The sequence below is a fragment of the Metallosphaera sedula DSM 5348 genome, assembly GCF_000016605.1.
Lineage (GTDB): Archaea > Thermoproteota > Thermoprotei_A > Sulfolobales > Sulfolobaceae > Metallosphaera > Metallosphaera sedula.
In genome coordinates this window covers 327,726-351,577 of sequence record NC_009440.1, presented here as the reverse complement: position 1 = coordinate 351,577, position 23,852 = coordinate 327,726, and the positions used below count along the sequence as shown (strand labels likewise).

Here is a 23,852-nt window from a genome sequence, read left to right as displayed (position 1 = left end):
GCATTTAAGTTTAGTTATACATTTTTTCTATATGTAGTAAAACCTTGATTCTCTTGCTTGGAAAGGTGATATCTTACCTCCAGCTCTTGTATCAAAATTCACGAGCTAAATTTTATATTTTGCTCGATATATCTATACACGATCTAACTTGTTTCCTTTTGAAAACTTGCAGGATTTTGAAATAAAGATATCCGAAGATCATGAGCTGTTCAGGAGAACAGTGAGGGAATTTGCAGAGAAGGAGCTTCTTCCCAACGTTCAAAGAATAGAGAGGGAGAACTCTATCCCAGATGAAATCTACCAGAAGGCCAGGGAGATGGGCCTAATGGGAGTTGGAATTCCTGAGGCCTACGGTGGCCAGGGAGGAGACATGATGATGACCACCATAGCCAACGAGGAACTCTCAAGGGTGTCTCCAGCATTCATGGTAAGGATAGGAGCTAATCATCTTTTTACTACCCCTGTCCTAATCTTTGGAACCGAGGAACAGAAAAAGAAGTACATCCCACCAGTAGCTAGGGGTGAAGTTTTCGCCGCCCACGCCAATACCGAGCCCGGGGCAGGTAGTGACGTCGCCGGAATAAAGACAACTGCAAGGAAGGAAGGAAATAAGTGGATACTAAACGGGAGGAAGTACTTCATCACAGGGTCTGATAAGGCGTCCTTCCTTGTGGTCTCAGCCAGGACAAGCCCACCTCCCAGCAAGAAGGAGAGGTGGAAAGGGTTGACTTTCTTCATTGTGGAGAGGGACTGGCCCGGCGTTAAGATAGGATCTAAGATAAACGTTATGGGGCTTAGGGGGGAGCAACCCAACGAAGTAATACTGGACAACGTGGAAGTACCAGAGGAGAACGTCCTGGGAAAGGTGGATGAGGGCTTTAAGGTTGCGGTCACGACGTATGATAGGGGCAGAGTTGGCGTAGCGGCCCAAGCCGTGGGAATTGCCCAGGGAGCATTCGAGAGGGCCTTCAATTACTCACTGCAGAGGCAGGCCTTCGAGAGGCCCCTGATCTCCTTTGAGGGAATAGCCTTTAAGCTGTCTGACATGTTGGCTCACCTTGAGTCAGCGAGGTTACTCACCTACTGGGCTGCAACCCTAGCTGAGAAAAACCACAACCTAGCAGTAACTGCGGCCTCGCTTGCAAAAATGATCGCTACTGAGGTAGCGGAACAGGTTTCTTCCCTGGCCATAAAGATACACGGTGGAGCAGGAGTAGAAGTTCAGACTGGAGTAGAACGTTACCTAAGGGACGCAATGATCACCACCATATACGAGGGAGCCAATGACATACAGAGGTTAATGGTAGCCAGGGATCTAGTGAGAAAACTTGTGGGGATAGACATACAACTTTCCTGAGGTCTTGATCTTGAAGGTAACCGTAATCGGATCAGGAGTAATGGGGCACGGCATTGCTGAACTTGCTGCCATTGCTGGTAATGAGGTTTGGATGAACGACATCTCCACGGAAATACTACAACAGGCAATGGAGAGGATAAAGTGGAGCCTCTCAAAACTAAGGGAATCTGGATCCCTCAAGGAGGGAGTTGAGCAGGTACTGGCGAGGATTCACCCTGAGACGGATCAGGCACAGGCCCTCAAAGGATCTGATTTTGTAATAGAGGCGGTAAAGGAGGACCTTGAATTAAAGAGGACCATTTTCCGAAACGCTGAGGCTCACGCATCTCCGTCTGCGGTGTTAGCTACTAACACCAGTTCCTTGCCAATTTCAGAGATAGCCTCTGTGCTTAAGTCACCGCAGAGGGTAGTTGGAATGCATTTCTTCAATCCTCCAGTCCTGATGCCCCTTGTGGAGATTGTGAGGGGAAAGGACACGTCTGACGAAGTGGTGAAGACCACGGCGGAGATGGCGAAATCAATGAACAAGGAGACCATAGTCGTAAAGGATGTCCCTGGATTCTTTGTGAACAGGGTACTTCTGAGGATAATGGAGGCTGGATGTTATCTGGTTGAGAAAGGGATCGCCTCGATTCAGGAGGTAGATTCGTCAGCCATAGAGGAACTAGGTTTCCCAATGGGCGTTTTCCTTCTTGCGGATTACACGGGACTAGACATAGGTTATAGCGTTTGGAAAGCCGTTACGGCGAGAGGCTTCAAGGCTTTCCCGTGTTCTTCCACGGAGAAGTTGGTGTCCCAAGGTAAGCTTGGAGTCAAGTCAGGAAGCGGATATTACCAGTATCCATCCCCTGGAAAGTTCGTCAGGCCAACACTTCCCTCAACCTCGAAGAAGCTGGGAAGATATCTCATATCACCCGCAGTTAACGAAGTGAGCTACCTTCTTAGGGAAGGCATAGTTGGTAAGGATGACGCTGAAAAGGGATGCGTTCTAGGTCTAGGGCTACCCAAGGGAATCCTCTCCTATGCAGACGAGATTGGGATCGACGTTGTGGTGAACACCCTTGAGGAGATGAGGCAGACGAGTGGCATGGATCACTATTCCCCAGATCCCCTTCTGCTCTCCATGGTTAAGGAGGGCAAGTTAGGAAGGAAGAGCGGGCAGGGATTTCACACCTACGCCCACGAAGAGGCAAAGTACTCCACGATCGTCGTGAGGGTAGAACCACCACTAGCGTGGATAGTCCTGAACAGGCCCACTAGGTATAACGCAATCAACGGGGACATGATAAGGGAGATAAACCAGGCCCTAGACTCCCTAGAGGAGAGAGAGGACGTTAGGGTTATTGCGATTACTGGGCAAGGGAGAGTGTTTAGTGCTGGGGCTGATGTAACTGAGTTCGGTTCCTTAACCCCAGTCAAGGCCATGATTGCATCTAGGAAGTTCCACGAAGTTTTCATGAAGATTCAGTTTCTAACCAAGCCAGTAATAGCAGTGATCAATGGTCTCGCCCTTGGAGGAGGGATGGAGCTAGCCCTTTCGGCAGATTTCAGGGTGGCATCTAAGACTGCGGAGATGGGACAGCCGGAGATAAACCTAGGGCTGATACCCGGTGGAGGAGGAACTCAGCGTCTGTCCAGGTTGAGTGGAAGGAAAGGCCTAGAGCTCGTGTTAACGGGTAGAAGAGTGAAGGCTGAGGAGGCGTATCGGCTGGGGATTGTAGAGTTCCTGGCAGAGCCCGAGGAGTTGGAGTCTGAGGTAAGAAAGTTGGCCAATGCCATAGCCGAGAAATCTCCCTTGGCAGTGGCCTCAGCGAAACTGGCCTATAAGCTGGGGGAGGAGACTCATATCTGGACAGGAACCTCCCTGGAGGCTAGCCTCTTCGGTCTCCTCTTCAGTACGAAGGACTTCGAGGAAGGGGTAAGGGCTTTCCTGGAGAAGAGGAAACCCAACTTTAGGGGAGAATAATGAGAGCTTTCGCTGCAGTCCTCGAGAGGTTCTCAGAACCCCTAGTCTTGAGAGAGGCGGATGTGGGCGAGGGCCTCCCTGTCAAGGTTAAGGCTTCAGGAATGTGTGGGAGAGACCTGGTCATATGGAGGGGAGGATTCAGGAACCTGACGCCTCCCCTAATTCTCGGCCATGAGATTTACGGTGAGTATGAGGGAAACCCGGTGGGCGTATACGGTGTTGAGACTTGTGGGGAATGCAGGTACTGTAGAGCCGGGAAGGAGAACCTATGTGAGAACGCTAGATTCCTGGGAGAAGCTAGACCTGGAGGATACGCGGAAGTGGTTACGGTGAAAGAGGGTGGAATATTCCCATTGCCCGATAGGGAATACGAGAAATACGCTGCAGGGGTATGTCCACTGGCAACTGCCATACACTCCAGCAAGGTTGCGGGGGTCAAAAAGGGAGACACTGTACTCGTGACTGGGGCAGGCGGAGGAGTGGGAATACATACCATCCAGTACCTTAAGTCATTGGGAGCTAGGGTAGTATCTGTTACGTCTCCTTCTAAGAGCGAGATCGTGTCCAGATTTTCGGACCAGGTTATAACACAGAAGGACTTCTCCAAACAGGTTAAGGATGTTGACGTGGTCATTGAGCTAGTGGGTTCAGAAACCATAAATGAGAGCTTAAGAGCCCTAAGAAGGGAGGGAACCCTAGTCCTAGTGGGTAACGTGACAGGAAAGGAAATTTCTCTGGCTAGACCTGCCCTCACCATCATGAGGGAGCATAGAATAGTTGGGTCGGCGTCATACACGAGGGCTGAGGTAGAAGAGGCGGTCAAACTTATACATGAGGGAGAAGTGAAGCCTGTGTATAGAAAATATCACCTGAGAGAAGTTAATACAGCGATGAAGGACTTAATGGAAGGGAAGGTGTTGGGAAGGGCGGTACTAGTTACAGGATGAGGAGATAATTCGCATAATCCTCATTTAACGTCAAACTCATGAGAATTTCTATCATCTTCTAAGAAAAAGTCTAACTTATCTTTTCTCAACATCTAATCTCGAGAAAGGGATGAGACGGTGAGTAACTTTCCTCTACTTTTTGAGGAGAATACTTAAAAAAGTTATTAAACTAAGATTAGTCTATATGTAATATATCCCTCAGGCTCCCTTTTAGAGACGTCAAGCTTAACCCTCGAGCCAACCTTTATCTTCTCCCTAGGACCGTCCACCCATGCGGTCACATTTACGTCCCCAAACCTGGCTATCCCAACAACGTAATCAGGGTAGTGGGCAAATGAAGGAGGCTTCACTGAAATCACAGTGAACGTTAAGATTTCACCTTCTCCCTGGATCTCCTTCCACTCTAGGTTTGAAGTTTTACACTTGGGGCAGTCATCCTGAGGCGGGAAATATACTGTACCGCATTTTGAACACCTTGTGGCTAGGACCTTCCCCTTCTTAAGCTCATCAAAGAATTTCGATATTTTCTTTACCGGAATCTGATACCTTAGGTCAAGTTCCCTTACATCTGACCATAGGGGATTTCCTGTTTTCGGCTCAGGATAAATGGGTAGTCCCGTCATCTTGGTTAGCATGTCCAGTTGCTTTAGGACCTCAGCTATTTCCTTCTGCTTTGCATCCCTTACATCTGATATCATAGTCCCGGCCTCCTTGTGGAGAAGAGAGTAACGTAGGCGTAATGACCTGTACCACCCACGTTGTGAGCCAAGGCTCTCCCGTTCCTTATCTCGGCCTGCATTCCCTTGTTGGGGGCTCTATACAGTAATTGTCTAGTTAAGGAAACTGCCATGCTCACCCCTGTGGCGCCGATTGGATGTCCCTTGGCCTTGAGGCCTCCATCAACGTTAACTGGAATTCTCCCTCCTATGTAAGTCTGGTCCTCCCTAGCTAGGGTGAGGCCTTCGCCCCTCTTCGCGAACCTTAAGTCCTCATAGGCCACTATCTCGGCTATCGTGAAGCAATCATGTACATCTGCAACGTCGATCTCCTTCCAGGGAGAGTCGAGATTTATCTTTGCCCTCCTATAGGCCTGTTCCGCTGCCATCCTGGCCGCATCTATAGTAGTGAAGTCCGTCCTCCTGGATAGGTTAGCTGTCCCCGATCCGACCCCCTGAGCTTCAATCCAGACAGGCGAGTCAGTGTACTTGTTGGCTACCTCCTCAGAGGCTAGTATGACCGCTGCTGCCCCGTCGGTGATGGGGGAGGAGTCGAGTAACTTTAAGGGCCATGCCACAGGGCGAGACTTGAGGTATTCCTCCATGGTTATTTCCTTCTGGAAGTGGGCATAGGGATTCAGGGCTCCATAATGATGAGCCTTGATAGCAATCTTACCTAGATCCTCCTCCTTGAGGCCGTATTTGTTCATGTATGCTGTGGCGTACAGGGCGTAGTATCCAGGGAAGGTTAGACCGAAGTTCTCAAACTCCCAGAAGTAGTTGCCAGCTCTTCCTATCATCTCGACTACGGTGGGATTTGGGGATTGATGCATCTGCTCGACCCCGATGGCCATAGCTATATCTGCCTCGCCTGACTTCACTGCCAAGTACGCGTCCCTAAGGGCGGCGCTCCCAGAGGCGCATGCAGCCTCAACCCTCATGGTACCGCTAGGCGCTAGGTTACAGTATTCGCCAATAACCACAGCGGGGAGAGGTTCAGCACTCCAAGTTCCCACATTTCCCACAGAGAAGTATTGGATGTCCTTCTGTTCCACGTTAGCCTCTTCGAGGGCTTGTTTAACTGCCTCCCAGGCCAGCTCCTGAAGATTCACGTCAGTCCTAGAACCAAATTTGGAGTGGCCTGTTCCAATAATAGCTACATTGGTCATAGTAGGATAATGGTAATTGTAGATTTTAACTTAAATGGGGGTTTAAGGGGACAGAAATCCCCATCCTTAAGGGCGGAATAGTTCACATTGATACTTGAAGACCTGGTAGTTCAGGATGAGTTCACGCTATTTATGGCGGTCAAGGATCATAAAAACTGAATTTATCAGAATCACTCATTAAGATTAGCATCCCAAAGATTACGTGAGGTGGTCCTTGAACCACTGTAACTTTATTGTTAACCTGTGCATCATGTTGTCTGGTCTCCCTCTCCTTGCGTGTTCATGCCCGTCTCCCTGATATCTCACCAGCTTGCTCTCGACTCCCCTAGATCTAAGGGCCACGTGAAACTGCTCCGCCTGTTCTATGGGGCACCTGTAATCCTCTTCCCCATGAATGAACATGGTGGAAGTACTTACTTTCCCAACGTAGTATATTGGGGACATTCTCATTAACTTCTCCATGTTTTCTGGATTCCAAGGATCATCGACCCCTGACTCCACGGCATTGAACCAGAAGCCTATGTCGCTCGTACCGCACATGCTAACTAGGTTCGAGATACCCCTCTCACTCACTGCAGCTGAAAAGATCTCAGAGTGAGTAATGATCCAGTTTGTCATGAAACCTCCATAGGACCCTCCCGTGACTCCCATCCTCTTAGTCAGGTTAAACTGCCTCCTAGCGTCCTCCACAAACTCCAGTAGTTCTGCCATGTCCCTTCCTCCCCAGTCCCCAACGCATCCCTTGGCGAACTCCTCTCCATAACCCTGGCTTCCTGTTGGGTTAGCGTAAATCACGTTGAAACCGTTTGAGGCGAAGAATTGAAACTCGATGAAGTAACCGTAACCGTAGGCCATATGTGGCCCACCGTGAATGAAGAGGATTGTGGGCTTATCTCCCGTGATGATGCCCCACCCCTCAATCTTGGAGCTAACCCTCACGGGCATGAGCCCTTTCACATTTGGGTCCGGATCGTATACCTCTCCACGGAACAGAAGGGAGGGCTTTTCAGGTGTCATGAAGGAGTAAACCAGGGAGTTCCCGTCGTAGTCGAATAACCTCACCACCTGTTTCCCTTCAGTCAACTTGTCAACCTTCCTGTCGCTTATCCGGTACAGGTTTACCTCTCCTCCCATCTGGCCCAAGGTGATGACCTGGTTCTTCAGGAAAACTAGCCTTTCCTTAGCCCCATCAAAGACGTCTGTGAGGACCGTGGAACCGCACGTGTTTCCGCACAGGTATCTCTCCCCTCTTTCAGGGAAGATCACCTCCCTCACTGCCCACGGAGACTTCCCCTTATCATGTCCTAGGTACGCAACGTCCCCGTCAGAGTTCATGGCAACTGCGACTATCATACCGTCCTCCTTGGTTATCCTCCTGGTCTCTCCGGTCTCAAGATCAAGCTCGTAAAGGGCATTCAAGCCTAGGTCGTCATTTGGTTGGGTAGTAGATACAACTACCCTCTTACCGTTAGTGGAGAAGTCAGTGACGTCAAAATCTCCTCCCAGGACCTTGACCACGTCGTTGCCCTTCACTAGGTAGAGGGAGGTCCTCGTCCTGAGGAGCCCCCTTCCGTCAAACCTGTACTTCCTCTTTTCCGTGATAAAGGGTGCTGAGGGAGCTTGCTTATCCAGAAGATCTTCTCCCAGGATGAGTAGGCCTTTCTCGTGCTTTTCGAACTTGAGTATCTTACCCAGCTCCGCGAGCTTTCTGGGTTCCCCATAGGGTGACTGAACCAGCAGTGTTGCTGAACCATCATTCCTAACGTAATATAGATCTTCTCCCAGGAACCTAGGGAGGGAGACCTTGCCCTCTAGGATTGGTCTATTGTTCAGGAAGATGGTCGTGAAGTAGGCATTGTCCTTTATCCAAGTCTCACCGTGTATGAGTCCCTGGGACTCAAGTTTGACTTCAGATATGACTTTCAAGGAATACGCTTCCTTGGGATCCATAAGGAGAGTAGGGGCTCAAGGTATTAAGCTGTTGGGGAATAACAAGAACTAGAACTAGATATAACGTGAAGACAAGGCCCACTAAGACTTCTCCTTGTTTGCCTTGGCCTTAGCCTCGTTCCTGAGCACGTACTTCTGCATCTTACCCGTGGCGGTCATGGGTATGGGACCGAACTCCACAATCTTGGGACACTCGAAGTGAGCTAATCTCTCCTTGCAGAACTTTATCACCTCCTCCTCCGTGAGCTTGACTCCTTCCTGTAATTCTATCCTCGCAGTTACCACTTCTCCCCATTTCTCGTCTGGAGTACCATACACGGCTACTGCCTTCACGCCAGGGATCTCCATGAGAGTTTTCTCCACGAGAATGCTGGAAACCTTCTCGCCTCCTGTGTTGATCAGGTCCTTGAACCTATCCACTATCTCGATATAACCGTCTGGGTGAACCACGGCAGCGTCTCCTGAGTGGAACCACCCATCCCTGAAAGACTCCGCGGTCTTCTCGGGGTTCTTATAATACCCAAGAGCTACGTTATGACCCCTCATTACTACCTCGCCAATGGTCTTCCCATCCCATGGAACAGGTTTGCCGTTAGCATCAAACACGTCCATCTCAAAGCTTACATATGGTATGCCCTGTCTTGCCTTGAGCTTGGCCTGTTCCTCCAGGGGAAGCGAGTCCCATTCCCTTCTCCACTCACAGATGGAGTGGGGCCCGTAGGTCTCGGTAAGCCCATACACGTGACACATGTAACCGCCAATCTCCTGCATTGCCTTCAAGGTAGCCGGGGCGGGAGCTGCGCCTGCCACTAACATGTGGACCCTGTTACTGAACTTAAGGTTGTTACGTTTCATGTAATCTGCTAGGTTCACATAAACCGTTGGGGCAGCGCACATGTGAGTGACCCTCTCCTTCTCCACGAGCCTGTATATCAAGGGGTAATCTACCTTGTCCAGGCACACGTTGGTTGCTCCCACAGCAACTGTGGCCCAAGAGAAACCCCAGGACGCAGCATGGAACATTGGGAGGGTCCAGAGGTAAACCGAGTTGAGGTCCATCTGGTGTTCCAGTACCTCGGCCATGGCGTTAAGGAAGGCACCCCTGTGATGATGCATCACCCCCTTGGGCAGACCCGTAGTCCCTGAGGTGTAGTAAAGCGTTATCATGGAGTATTCCTCCTTCGCTGGGATAGGGAGAGGATCCCTCGACCCTCCCTTCACTAGCTCGCGATAGGTCATCCTCACCTCTTTCCGGGCTGTCTCGCTGGCACTGGGATTGTCTGGGTCCTCCAGGAGGATGATCTCAGCCTTAATCTGGTCCTTTACCTCCAGCAGTGAGTTCAAGTACGGCTCGTCCACCACAACGAACTTGGAGTCGGAATGGTTGATAATGTAGGCCATCTCCTTAGGTGAGAGCCTGAAATTGATGGGGACTAGAACTCCACCCGCGTATGGAACCCCAAAGAACGACTCAAGGAACTCAGGCCTGTTCCGTGAAATGAAGGAAAGTTTGTCTTCCCTCGAGAACCCTCTCCTCATCAGGGCACTGGCCTGAACCATGACGTTGTCGTAGAAGGTGGAATAGGTGTATCTACTGTCCCTGTAAACAACTGCCGTCTTGTCCTTGAAGTATTTGCCAGCTCTCTCAAGGAAGAGGAGAGGAGTTAGAACCGAGTACCAAGAACCTGTTGGATCTACCCCCTCGTAGTTGGGTATTTTGAATCCGCCCATCAATTAAAGAGAATGGTTATGGCTTAAAAACGTTGAGAGGGCTTGGACTTTAACCTTGCATCAGTACCGGATAACATAGGAGGTTGCACTCCCCCACTTGCTTCGGAGTCATGGGGTTCCACCTCACGTTCCTTAAGTCTTTTCCAGAGATCACCACCGACACCAGACCCTGAAACTTAGGCAGTCGAAATTCTAACTCGAGCTCCTGCCCCATCCTCCAGGTCTTAGGCCTAATGGTCTCGATCCCACGAACGTAGTACGGCTCTGGAAGGACCATTGCGATAGGCTCCCCTAGATCGTAGGATCTCTTCTCAAGGTTTCTCTCACTTACCTCCGCCCTGAAGAGTGTAACCCTTTCAGGAACCATGTGAAAAACCTTACCCTTTGCATGAAACATGTTGTCCTTGACTCGTGGAGGACTCGCCCATTGTATCCACGCAGAGACCATTGTGACATCCACGTAGACGTAATTTCGATCTCTAGCTAGACCCACATCGCCGTAATTGAAACAAGGATCAAGGAGGGTGTCCCTATGTCCCCACCCGCTATCAGCGTCTCTGTAAACCATGTCCATGATTATACCCCTAACGGCTTCCTCAACCATGTGCTCTGGATAATTCCTAAATTGAACGTAACCTATGGCTTCCTCAGAGTAGAAGTAATTTCCATGTATCGCGAAGTAATAGAAGGGCGGGAGGCCCTGCCTATCATAGTGATTGAAAAGCTTCTCCCTGAGCATGTAATTGGCCCTATACTGTGCGACACCAGTGTTGGCATACCTGACCTCTGGAACTCCGTGTCTTCTCCTGAGTTCGTTAACTAGGCTAAGGATCTCACTAGGTAACAAATCACTCCTTCCTCGGAAGGGAGGGTACAAAGGGCTCCCTGGAGAACAAGGGCTCGCCGTTCACCAACTTCACCTCCACCAGGGAGCAGTCGTTGGGACAGGGGGTTTTCGAGTCTGGCGGTTTCACAAGTCTCCCCGAGGATAGATCGAACTCTGCCCCGTGAAAGGGGCACCTTATCACTTTTCCGCTCACCTGGGAATTGGAGAGAGGTCTTCTTTTGTGAGGACAGCCAGCAAGCCAGATTCTCTCCTTCCCCTCATCCCTGAAGATCATCAGGGGGTAACCCTTTACCTCAAAAAACTCAACCTCCCTTGACATCCCGTTCACTCCGGCGGTATTTCCTGGAATAATATGTTTATGTCCAGACCCTTCTTCTTCGCCCTGAGGGAGGATATCATGTAGATGGCTATCCCTAGACCATATATTATAACAAGCGAGAGTATTGTCTCTAAGTTGATGGGTAATAGGACCGGGTTATTCCATGTGTAGGCCAGGAGGAACAGGGTGAAGGCGAAAACCAGGCTACCCACGATGGTCACAAGGGGTATTCCAGCCACCTTGGTCTTATTGGGGAAGGTTCCCTCGTACACGTTCTTCCTAACATATGGCATTAATGCCGTGGAAAGGGCGAACACACCGTAGCCTATTTCAAACACCACGGTGACATCCACGAGAGATACTGGAGTATTATAAGCGTAAAGGAACAGACCTATGACGCCCATTGCCCCCACCAGGAGCGTCGCCTTCACTGGTGCCCTCAACGTCTCGTTAACGTCAGCCATCCACTCTGGCATTATCCTGTCGAAGGACCAGGAGAAGAGATACCTCACAAGGCCTGTGACAAGGGGAGGATTACTGTAGAAGTTGGGCAACCATAGGGCCAAGAACATGATAAGGAAGAGCGGTAGGCTATGGGTTACAATGAAGGCGAAGAACGGGGTGAAGTCACCTATGCTCTGGAGGTTCGAGTACACCGTATCGTTAACTCCTTGGTTACTGATGTAACTCCAAGATGTTAGGAAGTTGGAACCGAAGGCGTGAAGGTTGAGGAAAGTGAACGTGGTGTAGTAAACGGCAATGATGAGTATGGCCACCACGGTAGCGTAAAGTACGTTCTTTCTTACCTGCTTCATCTCCCCAGCCCAGGATAGGGGCAGGTTATACCACGTGTAGTAGTACCATATAACGGGAGCTGCTAGGAAGGTTGCGTAGAGGGGTGACTCGAACTTGAGCCCATTGCTGGTGGCGTCGCTTATCACCTGGTTGTACGCGTTGGGGATACCTGTCGTTGCTGAGAGAGCATGCGCAAAGGAAGATGGATTTATCTGAGCCAGAGCTACGAACATGATTATCGTAGAGAGGAACGTGATAATCCCTGCTCCCGTGACGAATCTCCACTGGGCCCTAGGGACTGAGGCTAGGATAGCCGAGATTATCACAATGATCAATCCCACCACGATGCTACCCTGGGTTCCAGAGAACCAGTTTCCTAGGTTTAGGAATTCCTGGTTATTGTAGGCGAGCCCTAACCCGGAAAACAGGTAACCAAACCACTGAGCCCCCAGATAACTGTAGTAGCCCAGTGAGAGACCGAACCCAATGAATAGCCCGAAGTAATTCACGAAGCCCACGAGCGGATGAACCGCCCTGCTGTTGAATACGTAGTCCCCACCTGCTCTGGGCATGGCTACCCCCGCTAGGTAAAAGAGGTAGGCCATACCAAGGGTGGGGGGCAGAGTCAGGAGAAACGCCATGGGCCAGTTGGCCCCAGGCGCTGTAAAAAGCCAGGTTAGGATTAAAATTGGAACTCCCCCGGTCACCAGTCCGAAAGTGGCAAACATAGAAGACCAAGGACTGACCTCCCTCACGAGACCGGAGGACTCCCTCAGGAAAAGGGTCTTTTTATCTTCCATCTCTGCAAGTGGTCAATGACCCTGAATTTTAAGCTTTACTACAACTAAACATTGATTCGTTAAAATTACATTTGCAACTAAACCTTAAAATATAAGAGAAGCAAATTCCTGTAGATGTAGAAAAGTAACAATCCATATAGGAAAGTAAAAGTAAGTATAAACAATAAAAATATAGGCTGAGACAAGTCGATTAATTTATGAGAATCGTCATATCGTGTATGGACAGGAGATTAAACCAGTTTCTGGAGAAAAATTTTAACGATGGAAACACGATCTTCGTGCGAAATGCGGGGGCTAACGTTAACTCCCTAAGAAATACCTTGGCATTGCTGAAAAAAGCTGACGAGATATTGCTATTGCCCCATACGGATTGCGGTGCCATGGGCGTGGTTGAGAAGGCGTTGAAGGGGGAGAAACTCCCTGCGGAGTTAGAGCCCTTGATATCTCCCTTCAGAAAGTACTTGGGCTACACCAAGGCTCAACTGGAGAAGGTAAACGTTGAAGTCCAGGAGAGTGCCCTCAAGGGAGCAGTGAAGGCGAAGGTCAGGTCAGAGCTCATAAGGACCGAGGAACTGAATGCGCCTGCATCGAGCGATAACGTCGCTCTGGTTATGCCTCCCTCAACCAGGAAGTACTCAGAGGTGATTTCGCCAGACATGATGTACAGGACATACGTAATACAGACTGACAATGATGGCGACATAGATGTGTTAATCGCAAAGGAGTTCCTCAAGGTTAGGGATGTAAAGAGGATTAGCTAGAAGCCCGCAATTATGGTTTTTAATCATCGTTGGCTCCCTCATATTGACAAAAAGAACTTATGCGTGAAAATTTTTAACAACTACATAAACAACGGTGAAGACAAACTTTTCTTTAAGAGAAATCATCCGACGAGAAAAATGATAGTCTGAGCTCTGAACGTAAATTAATGATGATACTGGCTTCTATTTCTTCGGCCAGTGAAGGTTAGACCCAAGCAGTAAGGAGTGAATTCCCCAAGAATTAGGGACAGTGTAGGAAACAATTGTTTCAATCCCATCCACAGACTGACTTTATATAACGTGACCGGACACGAGAAACTTTGAGATAACCTCAATGCACGCCTAGAATTTCCCCAAGTTCAAGGATTCCTCGAGACATTCCAAGTCCCAGCTTCAGACCAGTCTCCAGTTCCTCCCTAGTCACCACACCCTGTGATATTAGCCACTTGGCCTCCTCCACCGCCCCCCTCAAGAGCTCTCGAGGGTCGGGTCCACTGGTAGCCTTAACCTCAGGTTTACCCTTGCTCCAGTCGTAAAACCCTTGACCTGATTTCCTTCCAAGTTTACCCGACTTCACCATCCCCTCTAGAACATCGCATTTGAACGGGAAACCTCTCCTCTCAGCCTCCTTCGAAATGTCGTAGTTCACGTCTAAACCCGTGTAGTCCAGGAGCATGATTAACCCCATGGGCATACCAAGTTCCTTAATGGCCACATAATCGATCTCGTGTGGGGTATACTGCGTTAGGAGAGCGCAAGCGGAGGTGAAGAGCCTGAACAGTATCCTATTTACCACGAACCCAAACACGTCCTTCCTAACGGGGAGCGGATACTTTCCGAGAGACTTTACGATATCTAGGGCCTCTCTGAACCTCTCCTCAGACGTGTTATCTCCCCGTATCACCTCCACTAGTTTCATAAGAACTGGGGGATTGAAGAAGTGCATCCCAAGGAAACGCTCTGGGTTCCTCACAGCCCTAGATAGCTCAGTGATGGGGAGGGAGCTAGTGTTGCTGGCAATGATCTCGTCGGTAAGGGGAGAGACCCTGCCTAAAACATCGCTCTTCACCTTTATGTCCTCGAACACCGCCTCTATCACTAGGTGATCTCTTGCTTCGCTCAAATCCCTTGAGGTAAATATTCTCGACAGGACCGACTCCACGTCCTTCACGCTTCCCTTCTCCTGGAGCTTCTGAAGGGACCATCTTATACCCTCCATTGCCTTCTTGAGTGCCTCCTCCTTAACGTCATAAAGAGTCACCTCGTGTCCGGCCATGGCAAAGACCTGACCTATACCGCTACCCATGACCCCTGATCCTATCACGAAAACCTTCACTTCAGAACCACCCTCTTGGACTTGCCCTCGAACCTGGGAAGGGTTCCAGGGGACACGAAGTCAACCTCGGGATTGACGAAGGTAACGTTCTTGATGTCCGTAACTATCCGCCTTCTAAGATCCTCGGAGGGAGAAGTAGTCTCCACCAGGAGAAGAAACTTCTGCGGGTCCTTAGTTATCACCATCTGATACTCCATGACCTCGGGCATCTTCATGAGTACCTCATTAATGGCCGTGGGATAAAGCTTCACCCCCTTGTAGAAAATGACGTCGTCTGACCTTCCCTTCATTATTGCGACCTTTGGGAAGGGGATGTCGTCGTCGCTCTCCACCAACCTGGTAATGTCCCTCGTTCTATACCTAATTAGTGGCATTCCCTCCCTGGTGAGGTGAGTGAAAACCATCTCTCCCTCCTCGCCCTCACCCACGTTCTCTCCCGTGTCTGGATCTATTATCTCCACTAGGAAGTGATCAGTCCAGATATGCATGAACTCGTGATTGTCGTGGGGGCATTCCTGAGCTACCCCAGGACCTATAGCCTCGGTGAGCCCGTATATCTCCCTGGCACCTCCTCCCCTGCTCAGGAGACCCAGTTCCTTCTCTATCCTCCTCAACATCTCCGGGGTCATTGACTCTGCACCAGGTATTGCGAGCCTTAACGTCAGGTCCCTCTCCGGGTCAAGCCCTGCCTCCCTTACCTTCTCGGCTATTACCAGCTCGTATGAGGGTGTTCCAGTGATTACCGTGGCCCTGAAGTCCTTCAATGTCTTGGCCAGTGCCTCTGTCCTCCCAGTGCTCCAAGGGATTACCTTTGCCCCTATCTTCTGCGCCCCCAAGTGAAGTCCCATTCCGCCTGTGAATAGACCGTAGCCGTAAACGTTTGCAATTATGTCCTTCCGCGTGACACCAGCTGTCCTGAGACTTCTCGCAACGAGGTTAGCCCACAACTCCACATCCGAGGAAGTGTAAGCCCCAACTGTGGGAACCCCAGTGGTCCCGCTGGTCATATGCCAGCCCACTATTTCCTCCAGTTCCACCGTCATGAACTCGCCTCCGTATGGGTAGCCCTTCTCCCTCAGGTCGGTCTTAGTGGTGAAAGGTAGCTTCCTTAGGTCCTCTTTCGTGCGAATGTCGTCGGGAGTCAGATTTCTCTCCTTAAAGATCCTCCTGTAGAAGGGACTTCTCTCGTAGGCCCTCCTCAACGCCCGCCTGAGCCTGAAAGCCTGCACGTTCTCGATCTCTTCCTTGGTTAAGGCCCTTGGGTCAGTCTCATCATACATCAAGGATCTCACCCACAACCCTCTTTCCATCAGTCACTAGATTCACGTGGGAGTTAACCCTTGGGGTTCCCTTGATCCAACACATCAGGTCAACTCCGTCGTCAGTTCTAACTATTCCAATGACGTAATCCTCTTCACTCTCGTACCCTTGCGGTTTCGCCTTCACCACGGTATAGGTCATGAGCTTTCCCCTGTTGGATAGTTTCACCCACTCAAGTTCGGAGGTGTAGCACGAGGTACAATCCCTTTGCGGGGGGTAATACAGTGTCCCACACTTTCTACACTTCGTGGCCCAGATCTCGTTTTTCCTCAGCCCCTCCCAGAACTTCTCATATCCCTTCTCAGGGACCGTATACCTCAACTGTAATGGAATTCCCTCCATGAGATCACCTCGAGAGAATACTTACGTAGGCGTAGTGCCCGGTCCCTCCCACGTTATGTGTCAGGGCTACGTAATTCTTGAACTGTTGTTGAACAGGACCTGCCTCCTCCCTCAACTGCTTTGTTACCTCGTACATCATGGAGAGACCCGTTGCGCCTAGCGGATGTCCCTTGGCCTTGAGTCCTCCAAAGAGGTTCACCGCAACTTTCCCTCCCTTCTCCGTTTGTCCCTCCCTCAGAAGGGTAGCCCCTCTACCCCTTTCCGCGAACCCAAGATCCTCATAGGCCATGATCTCGGCGATCGTGAAACAGTCGTGAACTGTTGCGTACTCCACGTCCCTTGGAGACCTCTTACTCTGGGAATAAGCCATGTTGGCGGCGTCCCTAGCTGCCCTCAAACTGGTCCACTCTCCCCTCCTCGCAATGCTCGAGGTGTCGCTACCGTAACCTATTCCCTCAACCCAGACTGGGGTATCCACATTGAGCTCCCTTATCTTTTCCTCTGACGCGAATATCACGGCTGCTGCTCCATCACTTATGGGAGAGGAGTCCAGTAGCTTAATGGGCCACGATATTACCCTCGACTTCAACACGTCCTCTACGGTAACCCTGTTCCTGAGGTGGGCCTTCTCGTTCATTGAGGCATATTTATGTGCCTTCACGGAGGCCAGGGCCATGTCCTCCTCCGTGGTTCCGTACACTGCCATGTGCCTTGTTGCGTAAAGGGCATAATACGCAGGGAAGGTTGTACCATACATGTGAAACTCCCACTCATAGTTTCCTCCCCTCCCGCCTATGGCTAGGGAGGTCTGGGTATCAACTTCTGTCATCTTATCGAAACCCACTGCGAGGACCACATCCACCATTCCTGATGCGATTGAGTTGATTGCGGTGAAAGCCGCAGCCGATCCGGTGGCACAAGCTGCCTCTACCCTTATGGGCGTCTTTCCCGTAAGGGAAGAGTACTCTGAGACAGGGGGAGCTGGATAGAGCTCCACACCCCGATAGGCTGTGCTCCCTGCGACCACAAGGTCCACATCTTTCTGCGTAATTCCAGCATCCTGAAGGGCCTCCATTATGGCCTCCCATGAGAGTTCCCTAACAGAAACGTCATCCCTCTTCCCGAACTTGGACATCCCCACACCTACTATACCTACTCTCCTTCTCATCGAGTAAGTTTTACATTGGAACTATATATGTTTTCTTGATAATTTATAACTTCAAAATCATGTGTGTTGATAATGTATGTTTTTCTTTCAGTTTATTACATAAAAATCAATTCAGATAAATTAAAGCGTTTTTAGCGCGGAATAATTACAGGTGTATCTCAGCTTCTACGCTCCCTCAATATCTTGTCGCGACTTAATGCATTTGCTCCAAGTTTTATATATATCATTCAAAAACTATCTCAATGTCTCTAGTTCAGATTCGGGATCACGGACCCGTCTCAGTCATATCACTCTCTAGACCCGATAAGCTCAATGCCCTAAGCCTTGAACTTAGGTCTGAACTCCTTGGATCCCTTAAACGATTCAATTCAGACCCTGGGAAGCGCGTGGCAATCCTCACGGGAGAAGGGAAGGCCTTCTCCGTTGGCGCAGATCTTGGCTCCATATCCTCTGACTTGACAGAGGACCTTAGGTCGTCCTTTTACCCAATCCTCAGGGAAATCAGGTTCTCGTCCAAGATCTATATTTCAGCCGTCAACGGAGTCACGGCAGGTGCAGGGATAAGTTTGGCCCTAGCCTGCGACGTAAGGATAGCCTCACGGGGATCTAGGTTTGTCACCGCCTTCCACAACATTGGGCTAGCACCTGACACTGGGCTGACCCTCATCCTAGCTAGGTTAGGCGGTACCAGATTCCTGGACAGGCTTCTACTTGGAGGTGAGATTACGGCTGAAGAGCTAGAGAGGGAGGGCATACTGAAGATATCCGATGATCCCTTGTCCGAAGCCCTGAAATTGGGCGAGGAGATTTCCTCCGGACCCTTCAGGTCATACGTAGCGTCCAAGAAGCTGATAAATAGAGCACTATATCACGACCTTGAAGAATACCTAGAATACGAGTCAGCGATGCAGGGTTACTTGGGAACCACGCAGGACTTTAAGGAGGGTGTAAAGGCCTTCCTCGAGAAGAGGAAACCTAGTTTCAGGGGTGAATGACATGAGAACCGTGATAGTTGAGAAGGGAGACGTGGGAATAATCAGGTTGAACAGACCAGAGAAACTGAACGCAATCAACATGGAAATGGTGTACGATCTGGTTGAGGCGCTCAACGAACTCAAGTCGCAGGTAAGGGCAGTAATCATAACCGGAAATGGTAAGGCGTTCTCTGCAGGGGCAGACGTAAAGGAGATGCTGGATATGTCCATAGAACAAGTGACGAGGGAAGGTCACATGCCCCTATGGGACGCCCTTAGGGGGTTCAGGAAACCCGTGATCGCTGCCCTCAATGGGGTAGCAGCAGGTGGAGGACTGGAACTGGCAATGGCCTGCGACATGATAGTTGCGGGGGAAAGCGCTAGACTGGGACAGCCTGAGATCAACCTGGGAATAATACCCGGGGCAGGCGGGACGCAGAGGCTAACCAGAACCGTGGGAAAGTATAGGGCAATGGAGATGGTGCTAACTGGAAGGCTCATCACCGCGTGGGACGCCTACAGGATGGGACTTGTAACCAAGGTTGTACCTGATGAAGCTCTCATTCCCGAGGCCATGAGGCTTGCAAGGGAAATAACAGGTAAATCCGGTTTCGCTGTTGAGCTGGGAAAGGAGGCGGTGAATAGGGCATTGGATACCCTACTTCAGCAAGGCCTGGACCTGGAGAGGAGGAACTTCTACGTCACTCTAGTCTCTCAGGATGGGAGGGAGGGAATGAAGGCCTTCCTCGAGAAGAGGAAACCGGAGTGGAAGACTTGACCCCAGTTCATAAAGCCTGAACATTTAATGGGGTTAAAGAACATTTATATATTTCTGGGCTCTATATATTAACGTGATTTGATGTCCGAGATTGATTACTCTCTAGATCCCGTTTATCCTGAACCCAATGTTTACCCTCCCAGATGGAACTTTGACAATGAGAAGGCCTGGCAACTCTACAGGAGAGCCAAAAGGGAGCAGTGGGATGAGGAGGATATTAACTGGGATAGGGTCAGGGAAATCGCCTCAGGGCTAGACAGGAAGCAGAGGCTGGCAATCGCTTATTGGTGGTCGCTCTTGTCCAACTTCGACAACGCAACTCCCGTATTTGCCCACGCGGTAATCAAGGGGTTTGAGCACCACCTGGACACGGCGGTAAGGGGGATCCTGACGACAATTACCTATGACGAAAACAGACACAACATGGTATGCGGTCTGGCAATAGACTCCATGATGAGAGGTTTTCCCTTCCAGTTCAAACCTCAGGATGACCTTGAAAGGAAGGCCATGTTAAACGTGGAGTGGACGTGGTATAATGGAGCTAGGTACTGGAAGGCTTACCTAGAGGCTTACAAGAAGTACACGCTCGACGTTCTCTTCACCTCATTCATGATGGGGGAGGCAGCGGCAACCACAGTGTTCACCACGATGTCGCGTGGGGCGAAGCTCGAGGAGTTCTCCAAGGCTTTCCGTAATACCGCAGTTGATGAGACGAGGCATTACGCCTTCACCCACTTGATCATGACTCAGGGCGCCTCAAGAATGAACGATGAGCAAAAGAGACTCGTAACCAAGCAGGTCAGGGCAGGGTTCGTGTTCCTCTCCCTGATCACGTATAGGCCACCAAAGGAGTTTTGGAAGTTACCCCCATGGTTCGAGGAGGTCAACGAGAGGATGGAGGACTTAGCTAGGAGTGCAGGGTTCCATATTCCTGACCTCAAGGAGAAGGAGGAGGCCTGGAGGACTGCAGTGATAAGGGTTGGGTCGACTCTAGCTAGGTATGGGGTGAAGATGCCTTCGTTCCCCGAACTTGGGATAACAGGGGAAGAGGTTGAGGTCTCGGAGGAGGACTTCGTGCCCATTTTTTAACTTGGCCAGGTCTTGAATATTCGAGTGAATGCTTGGATAATCCTTAAAAAACGATCAACAAATGGAATGGCATGAAGGTAGCTTATGTCATTCTGATATTGGTCGTGGGCTCAGTTTTTGCAGGGTTAGCCATACATCAGGAGCTGGTCTCCTCTAGTCTCCCTCTGGAGAATCTCAAGGGGAAAACCTACTCCCTAGTTAATGGCTCGATAGCCCTTTACCTAAATCTCAACACGACTGAGATAAGTCCCGGACAGGCAATTCATATTATCGCAATGATGTATTACAGAGGTAATGAGCCCCTTATAATAAACTCTAGTTATTTTAGCCTCCCCGCTCCCTATCCTTGCGCACAATCTCGTCCTATTGGCCTTAACATTTTCAAGGGATATTATACCGAAGCCAACATCTCAAAGGCGGAACCGCTAATATTAATTGCACCTGGGGTATATGACTGCCCCAATCTCTTCTTAGCTACACAGTATAAGCTCTTACCTTCAAGTGATTCGATGCAATTAATTTACCAAGGGAAAGTTGTAGATACAATTCCCAACGAGTTCTCCTTGAACGTGAGTGGGTACTGGATACCCAACAACAGTTCTACCTCCATTATTCCTCAAGGAAGCTTCACTACCTTCCAACCCGGGATCTATACAGTTCAACTCCTGGACTACTTCAACCAGTCAGTGCTAGGCTACTTTACGGTGACATAACTGCTAAGCGGGGAAAATATGAACGCTAATTTGCAGAGATTTTTGATTTTGAGCGAAGAGAAGACAGAGTTGAGAAGTAAGTACTGGGGCACAGTCAAGTCATAGATTGTTAGATCTAAGGAAAGTACGAGTTAAACAGGAATCCTGAAAGAGTCAATGGATCTCAGGACAAGTACACAGGTTCACTTTATCTCAGAATAGTCCTGCAGGTATCTCTTCGCTATCTTGTAGTGAACCTGGTCCACGAGTTGATCCCTCAACCTGATCGCCCCCTTTCCCTCCCTCATGGCCTTCTCGTAACTGTCCACCACTTCCCTATACCACTCCAATTCTTCCTTGGAGGGAGAGAACACCGAGTTGGCTATCTCCACCTGACTGGGGTGAATCACCTGTTTTCCTGAGAAGCCCAGGCTCTTGGCCAACTGAGCCTCTGCCCTAAAACCCTCTGCATTTCTTAGGTCAAAGTAAACCTTATCCACGGGTTCCACGTCGTAGGCCCTGGCGGAAGTTGCGACCCTCGTCATAACGTAAATGTTGCCCTCATATCCCTTTATCTCTCCTTGGGAGTGAAGCGCTAAGTCGGCTGCCCCGTAGGAAATTGCGACGACCCCGTCTGACCTAACCAGATCCTCTATTTCCGCTAGACCCCTCGGCGTCTCCACTATGGGTTCCAGCATCTTCCCAGTAACCTTGTGCACGAAATCCAGAGACCCCTCGGCCTTAGGGATTAGGATGACGTCAACGGGAAGATCCGAGACAAAGAGGAGATCCCTCAATCCATCTTTCGTGGTGAGCTGGTTGACCCTAACGCATAACTCCTTCCCCTTCCACGAGTAAGCTGAAAGCGACCTCCTGATTAGTTCCCTCGCCCTCTCCTTGTCATCCGGGGGAACCGAGTCCTCAAGATCGAATATGATAGAGTCTGCAGGTATATCCAAGCTTTTCACTATCATGCGTTCATTTATCCCAGGAACGTAGAGCTGAGATCTGCGTTTCATAATCAAATATCAAAATCTACAATTAAATATTAACTTAGAGCTAGCCTTCCTTAGTTGCTACAAAAATCTCTCCCACTAGCTCCTTTCCACTTACTTTCCAAGATGTTGTAATGATAACTCATAAAAATCTCGAGTTCAAACGAAGCTAATGAAAACAAAGCTATTGCTCCTTGCCATCCTTGTTGTGGTAATTGTGGTTTCTGTCACAACAATGGTGTTGCTCCTAACCTTCCTGACTAACGCCAGCGGAAAGTTCGTTTCAACTTCAGCCCTGGATAGCAAACTGGGTGGGAACTGGGTCGTAGTCAATGAAGGCAGAATAAGCGATCCCACAGGGGTATCTCCCATAATTGAGATGCTTTCCAATAGCTCCACAGAAACGTTATACTCGTCATATCACTCATCTAACGCCAATCTAACTATCCTGGTATTCCAGTACCAGTCAGCGTCTCGCCTTCCAGAGGTTGTGAACTCCATAGCGAAAATCTATAGAGTCCTAAACTGGTCCATCAAGAACGTTACTGGTGAGGTGAACGGTATATGCGTGAGCTCGGCCCACTACCAGTACCTTTACGCATACTACAGGAACTACGTAATCCTGGTCGTCCTGAACGGAACCGTGACACCCAGTGAATCCATGGAGATTGCGGTATTGCAACAGCAGGCTTTAGGTTGAACTAGCCTTGAGGTAAAAGACGTTCCCTATTCCCTTCACCCTGTTTATGACCTTCAGCGCGTCCTGATTCCAGTACCTATCTCCCTTAATGTCCAGCATCATTCCCAAAATCTTGTCGTCTTCAACTAATGCTACCGCTAGCCAACCGCGACCTATGGACGCAGAGGTTACGAGGGTGAGGCCGTCATATCTGAAGATCTCTGGGTAAAGACCATCTGTGGGTAATTGCCTTATCACCTTGTCAAAGACAGAGTACAGAAACGCTATGAATCCCATGTCCTTCATCATCTCAGGTATCCTCTCGCGTTTTGTCAACGCCTCAAGGTAATTTTTATTCATGATTGGATCTCCCAGTTTCAGCATCACAAAGGAAACGTAATCTCCCATGTTGTAGATGTCATACCTGCAGTTCATGAGTTTCGCAACCTCAGGAAGCGTCACGTCTACGGCAGCAGGATGATCCACTAATATCTCCAATTCCTCCCCTGGTTTCATCTTGGTTAACTCCTTCTTTGCTGCAATTTCTGGAATAGGACATTGCTCCCCCCTAACGTCAAGATGCCTCCTGACAAAGGGTTTCATCATCATGATTAATCCCAAGGGCTCCTGAGATCTTCCCTTCCCAGCCTTACAGATGGATTCGGCGTATTCATTAAGGTTCCTGGAAATTCCCTCCTCTAGGGAAGACTTCACCATTTCATTCGACGCCTCCACCCTGATCCTTACCTTGACGCTGTCTCCCTCAACGAATTCCAAGTGAACCATGAATTTACCCTGCTCCTCGTACATTTCCAGAGAGTTTCTCCCAACCTTCACCAAAACGGGGAATGAGATCTTGCCCAACTTTAACTTGGCAGAGTAACCCCAACTCAATCTCCTAACGTCGGATAGCATGTAGAGCCTATGATACTTCTCCACATCTAGGAGTTGCTGGAACCCCCTCACCCTCAACACAACTGAAGTTTCCACATGATTAATTAGTTTTTCAGATATATAAGTATTTTTTATTTTCAATTTAAGGTTAGCCTCAGGGCACTTCTTGCATCACTGGAAAGCCCTTGAAGACTCGTCATCTTCCATGAACGTATGAATGATTTATC

General features: G+C 49.6%; 22 protein-coding genes. 9 read left to right on the top strand and 13 right to left on the bottom strand.

The genetic code is table 11. The features are described 5' to 3' along the window. Positions 1-148: 148 nt before the first annotated feature. Genes MSED_RS02060 through MSED_RS02050 form a run of 3 tightly spaced genes read left to right on the top strand, consistent with a single transcriptional unit; the run spans position 149 to position 4,270 of the window. Complete coding sequence (locus MSED_RS02060; protein WP_012020365.1) at positions 149-1,357, top strand: acyl-CoA dehydrogenase family protein; 1,209 nt, start codon at positions 149-151, stop codon at positions 1,355-1,357. 10 nt (positions 1,358-1,367) lie between these two features. Continuing rightward, positions 1,368-3,323: a 3-hydroxyacyl-CoA dehydrogenase/enoyl-CoA hydratase family protein gene (locus MSED_RS02055; RefSeq protein ID WP_012020364.1), complete on the top strand. Its 1,956-nt coding sequence runs from the start codon at positions 1,368-1,370 to the stop codon at positions 3,321-3,323. Continuing rightward, the gene (locus MSED_RS02050) at positions 3,323-4,270 is read left to right on the top strand and encodes a zinc-binding dehydrogenase (protein WP_012020363.1); all 948 of its coding nucleotides are present in this window, start codon (positions 3,323-3,325) and stop codon (positions 4,268-4,270) included. Before MSED_RS02055 ends, MSED_RS02050 begins: the two co-directional genes overlap by 1 nt. Before the next feature lie 164 nt (positions 4,271-4,434). Here MSED_RS02050 and MSED_RS02045 read toward each other — a convergent pair whose 3' ends face one another. The 7 genes from MSED_RS02045 to MSED_RS02015 all read right to left on the bottom strand — a co-directional run bounded on the left by MSED_RS02045 (position 4,435) and on the right by MSED_RS02015 (position 12,597). Continuing rightward, positions 4,435-4,968 (bottom strand): Zn-ribbon domain-containing OB-fold protein, encoded by a 534-nt coding sequence (locus MSED_RS02045; protein WP_012020362.1) that lies wholly within the window; start codon positions 4,966-4,968, stop codon positions 4,435-4,437. Continuing rightward, complete coding sequence (locus MSED_RS02040) at positions 4,965-6,155, bottom strand: thiolase domain-containing protein (RefSeq protein ID WP_012020361.1); 1,191 nt, start codon at positions 6,153-6,155, stop codon at positions 4,965-4,967. Before MSED_RS02040 ends, MSED_RS02045 begins: the two co-directional genes overlap by 4 nt. A gap of 198 nt (positions 6,156-6,353) precedes the next feature. Then, positions 6,354-8,105 carry a S9 family peptidase gene (locus MSED_RS02035; protein ID WP_012020360.1) on the bottom strand — a complete coding sequence of 584 codons (1,752 nt, stop codon included), beginning with the start codon at positions 8,103-8,105 and terminating at the stop codon, positions 6,354-6,356. An 81-nt stretch (positions 8,106-8,186) separates the two neighbouring features. After that, positions 8,187-9,836, bottom strand: coding sequence for an acyl--CoA ligase family protein (locus tag MSED_RS02030; protein WP_012020359.1), 1,650 nt, complete (start codon positions 9,834-9,836; stop codon positions 8,187-8,189). A 49-nt stretch (positions 9,837-9,885) separates the two neighbouring features. Continuing rightward, the gene (locus MSED_RS02025) at positions 9,886-10,683 is read right to left on the bottom strand and encodes a CAP domain-containing protein (protein ID WP_012020358.1); all 798 of its coding nucleotides are present in this window, start codon (positions 10,681-10,683) and stop codon (positions 9,886-9,888) included. A gap of 1 nt (position 10,684) precedes the next feature. Further along, positions 10,685-11,002 (bottom strand): Rieske (2Fe-2S) protein, encoded by a 318-nt coding sequence (locus MSED_RS02020; RefSeq protein WP_012020357.1) that lies wholly within the window; start codon positions 11,000-11,002, stop codon positions 10,685-10,687. Positions 11,003-11,007: 5 nt separating this feature from the next. Further along, positions 11,008-12,597: an APC family permease gene (locus tag MSED_RS02015; RefSeq protein WP_012020356.1), complete on the bottom strand. Its 1,590-nt coding sequence runs from the start codon at positions 12,595-12,597 to the stop codon at positions 11,008-11,010. 197 nt (positions 12,598-12,794) lie between these two features. Between MSED_RS02015 and MSED_RS02010 the strand changes: the two genes are divergently transcribed. Beyond that, positions 12,795-13,358, top strand: a complete 564-nt coding sequence (locus MSED_RS02010) for a carbonic anhydrase (RefSeq protein WP_012020355.1) — start codon at positions 12,795-12,797, stop codon at positions 13,356-13,358. Between the two features lie 331 nt (positions 13,359-13,689). Here MSED_RS02010 and MSED_RS02005 read toward each other — a convergent pair whose 3' ends face one another. The 4 genes from MSED_RS02005 to MSED_RS01990 are packed head-to-tail and all read right to left on the bottom strand — an operon-like array spanning position 13,690 to position 17,524. Continuing rightward, positions 13,690-14,694 carry a 3-hydroxyacyl-CoA dehydrogenase gene (locus MSED_RS02005; RefSeq protein WP_012020354.1) on the bottom strand — a complete coding sequence of 335 codons (1,005 nt, stop codon included), beginning with the start codon at positions 14,692-14,694 and terminating at the stop codon, positions 13,690-13,692. Beyond that, a complete protein-coding gene (locus tag MSED_RS02000) occupies positions 14,691-15,974 on the bottom strand; it encodes a phenylacetate--CoA ligase family protein (RefSeq protein ID WP_012020353.1) in 1,284 nt (427 codons plus the stop codon). Before MSED_RS02000 ends, MSED_RS02005 begins: the two co-directional genes overlap by 4 nt. Continuing rightward, positions 15,967-16,356 (bottom strand): Zn-ribbon domain-containing OB-fold protein, encoded by a 390-nt coding sequence (locus MSED_RS01995; protein ID WP_012020352.1) that lies wholly within the window; start codon positions 16,354-16,356, stop codon positions 15,967-15,969. Before MSED_RS01995 ends, MSED_RS02000 begins: the two co-directional genes overlap by 8 nt. 4 nt (positions 16,357-16,360) lie before the next feature. Beyond that, positions 16,361-17,524: a thiolase domain-containing protein gene (locus tag MSED_RS01990; RefSeq protein WP_012020351.1), complete on the bottom strand. Its 1,164-nt coding sequence runs from the start codon at positions 17,522-17,524 to the stop codon at positions 16,361-16,363. Positions 17,525-17,766: 242 nt separating this feature from the next. Here MSED_RS01990 and MSED_RS01985 point away from each other — a divergent pair, with 242 nt between their 5' ends. The 4 genes from MSED_RS01985 to MSED_RS01970 all read left to right on the top strand — a co-directional run bounded on the left by MSED_RS01985 (position 17,767) and on the right by MSED_RS01970 (position 21,078). Further along, positions 17,767-18,519, top strand: coding sequence for an enoyl-CoA hydratase-related protein (locus tag MSED_RS01985; RefSeq protein ID WP_012020350.1), 753 nt, complete (start codon positions 17,767-17,769; stop codon positions 18,517-18,519). Position 18,520: 1 nt separating this feature from the next. After that, positions 18,521-19,276, top strand: a complete 756-nt coding sequence (locus MSED_RS01980; RefSeq protein ID WP_012020349.1) for an enoyl-CoA hydratase/isomerase family protein — start codon at positions 18,521-18,523, stop codon at positions 19,274-19,276. Between the two features lie 81 nt (positions 19,277-19,357). After that, positions 19,358-20,365: a hypothetical protein gene (locus MSED_RS01975; protein WP_012020348.1), complete on the top strand. Its 1,008-nt coding sequence runs from the start codon at positions 19,358-19,360 to the stop codon at positions 20,363-20,365. 71 nt (positions 20,366-20,436) lie between these two features. Continuing rightward, positions 20,437-21,078: a hypothetical protein gene (locus MSED_RS01970; protein WP_012020347.1), complete on the top strand. Its 642-nt coding sequence runs from the start codon at positions 20,437-20,439 to the stop codon at positions 21,076-21,078. A 182-nt stretch (positions 21,079-21,260) separates the two neighbouring features. Here MSED_RS01970 and MSED_RS01965 read toward each other — a convergent pair whose 3' ends face one another. Continuing rightward, positions 21,261-22,076, bottom strand: a complete 816-nt coding sequence (locus MSED_RS01965) for an HpcH/HpaI aldolase/citrate lyase family protein (protein WP_012020346.1) — start codon at positions 22,074-22,076, stop codon at positions 21,261-21,263. 148 nt (positions 22,077-22,224) lie between these two features. On the opposite strand from MSED_RS01965, the gene MSED_RS01960 reads away from it, so the two are divergent. Beyond that, complete coding sequence (locus tag MSED_RS01960; protein WP_012020345.1) at positions 22,225-22,752, top strand: hypothetical protein; 528 nt, start codon at positions 22,225-22,227, stop codon at positions 22,750-22,752. Here MSED_RS01960 and MSED_RS01955 read toward each other — a convergent pair. Beyond that, on the bottom strand, positions 22,744-23,721 hold the full coding sequence (locus tag MSED_RS01955) for a sulfurtransferase TusA family protein (RefSeq protein WP_012020344.1): 978 nt from the start codon (positions 23,719-23,721) through the stop codon (positions 22,744-22,746). The genes MSED_RS01960 and MSED_RS01955 overlap by 9 nt on opposite strands. Between the last annotated feature and the right edge of the window lie 131 nt (positions 23,722-23,852).

What these genes read in the sequence shown, in the direction of transcription:
- MSED_RS01970 (WP_012020347.1), top strand. Translation starts at nt 20,437, where the DNA reads ATGAAGGTAGCTTATGTCATTCTGATATTGGTCGTGGGCTCAGTTTTT.
- MSED_RS02030 (WP_012020359.1), bottom strand. Translation starts at nt 9,836, where the DNA reads ATGGGCGGATTCAAAATACCCAACTACGAGGGGGTAGATCCAACAGGT.
- MSED_RS02020 (WP_012020357.1), bottom strand. Translation starts at nt 11,002, where the DNA reads ATGTCAAGGGAGGTTGAGTTTTTTGAGGTAAAGGGTTACCCCCTGATG.
- MSED_RS02015 (WP_012020356.1), bottom strand. Translation starts at nt 12,597, where the DNA reads ATGGAAGATAAAAAGACCCTTTTCCTGAGGGAGTCCTCCGGTCTCGTG.
- MSED_RS02000 (WP_012020353.1), bottom strand. Translation starts at nt 15,974, where the DNA reads ATGTATGATGAGACTGACCCAAGGGCCTTAACCAAGGAAGAGATCGAG.
- MSED_RS02035 (WP_012020360.1), bottom strand. Translation starts at nt 8,105, where the DNA reads ATGGATCCCAAGGAAGCGTATTCCTTGAAAGTCATATCTGAAGTCAAA.
- MSED_RS02045 (WP_012020362.1), bottom strand. Translation starts at nt 4,968, where the DNA reads ATGATATCAGATGTAAGGGATGCAAAGCAGAAGGAAATAGCTGAGGTC.
- MSED_RS01980 (WP_012020349.1), top strand. Translation starts at nt 18,521, where the DNA reads ATGAGAACCGTGATAGTTGAGAAGGGAGACGTGGGAATAATCAGGTTG.
- MSED_RS02050 (WP_012020363.1), top strand. Translation starts at nt 3,323, where the DNA reads ATGAGAGCTTTCGCTGCAGTCCTCGAGAGGTTCTCAGAACCCCTAGTC.
- MSED_RS02010 (WP_012020355.1), top strand. Translation starts at nt 12,795, where the DNA reads ATGAGAATCGTCATATCGTGTATGGACAGGAGATTAAACCAGTTTCTG.
- MSED_RS02040 (WP_012020361.1), bottom strand. Translation starts at nt 6,155, where the DNA reads ATGACCAATGTAGCTATTATTGGAACAGGCCACTCCAAATTTGGTTCT.
- MSED_RS01975 (WP_012020348.1), top strand. Translation starts at nt 19,358, where the DNA reads ATGTCCGAGATTGATTACTCTCTAGATCCCGTTTATCCTGAACCCAAT.
- MSED_RS01995 (WP_012020352.1), bottom strand. Translation starts at nt 16,356, where the DNA reads ATGGAGGGAATTCCATTACAGTTGAGGTATACGGTCCCTGAGAAGGGA.
- MSED_RS01965 (WP_012020346.1), bottom strand. Translation starts at nt 22,076, where the DNA reads ATGAAACGCAGATCTCAGCTCTACGTTCCTGGGATAAATGAACGCATG.
- MSED_RS01960 (WP_012020345.1), top strand. Translation starts at nt 22,225, where the DNA reads ATGAAAACAAAGCTATTGCTCCTTGCCATCCTTGTTGTGGTAATTGTG.
- MSED_RS01985 (WP_012020350.1), top strand. Translation starts at nt 17,767, where the DNA reads ATGTCTCTAGTTCAGATTCGGGATCACGGACCCGTCTCAGTCATATCA.
- MSED_RS01990 (WP_012020351.1), bottom strand. Translation starts at nt 17,524, where the DNA reads ATGAGAAGGAGAGTAGGTATAGTAGGTGTGGGGATGTCCAAGTTCGGG.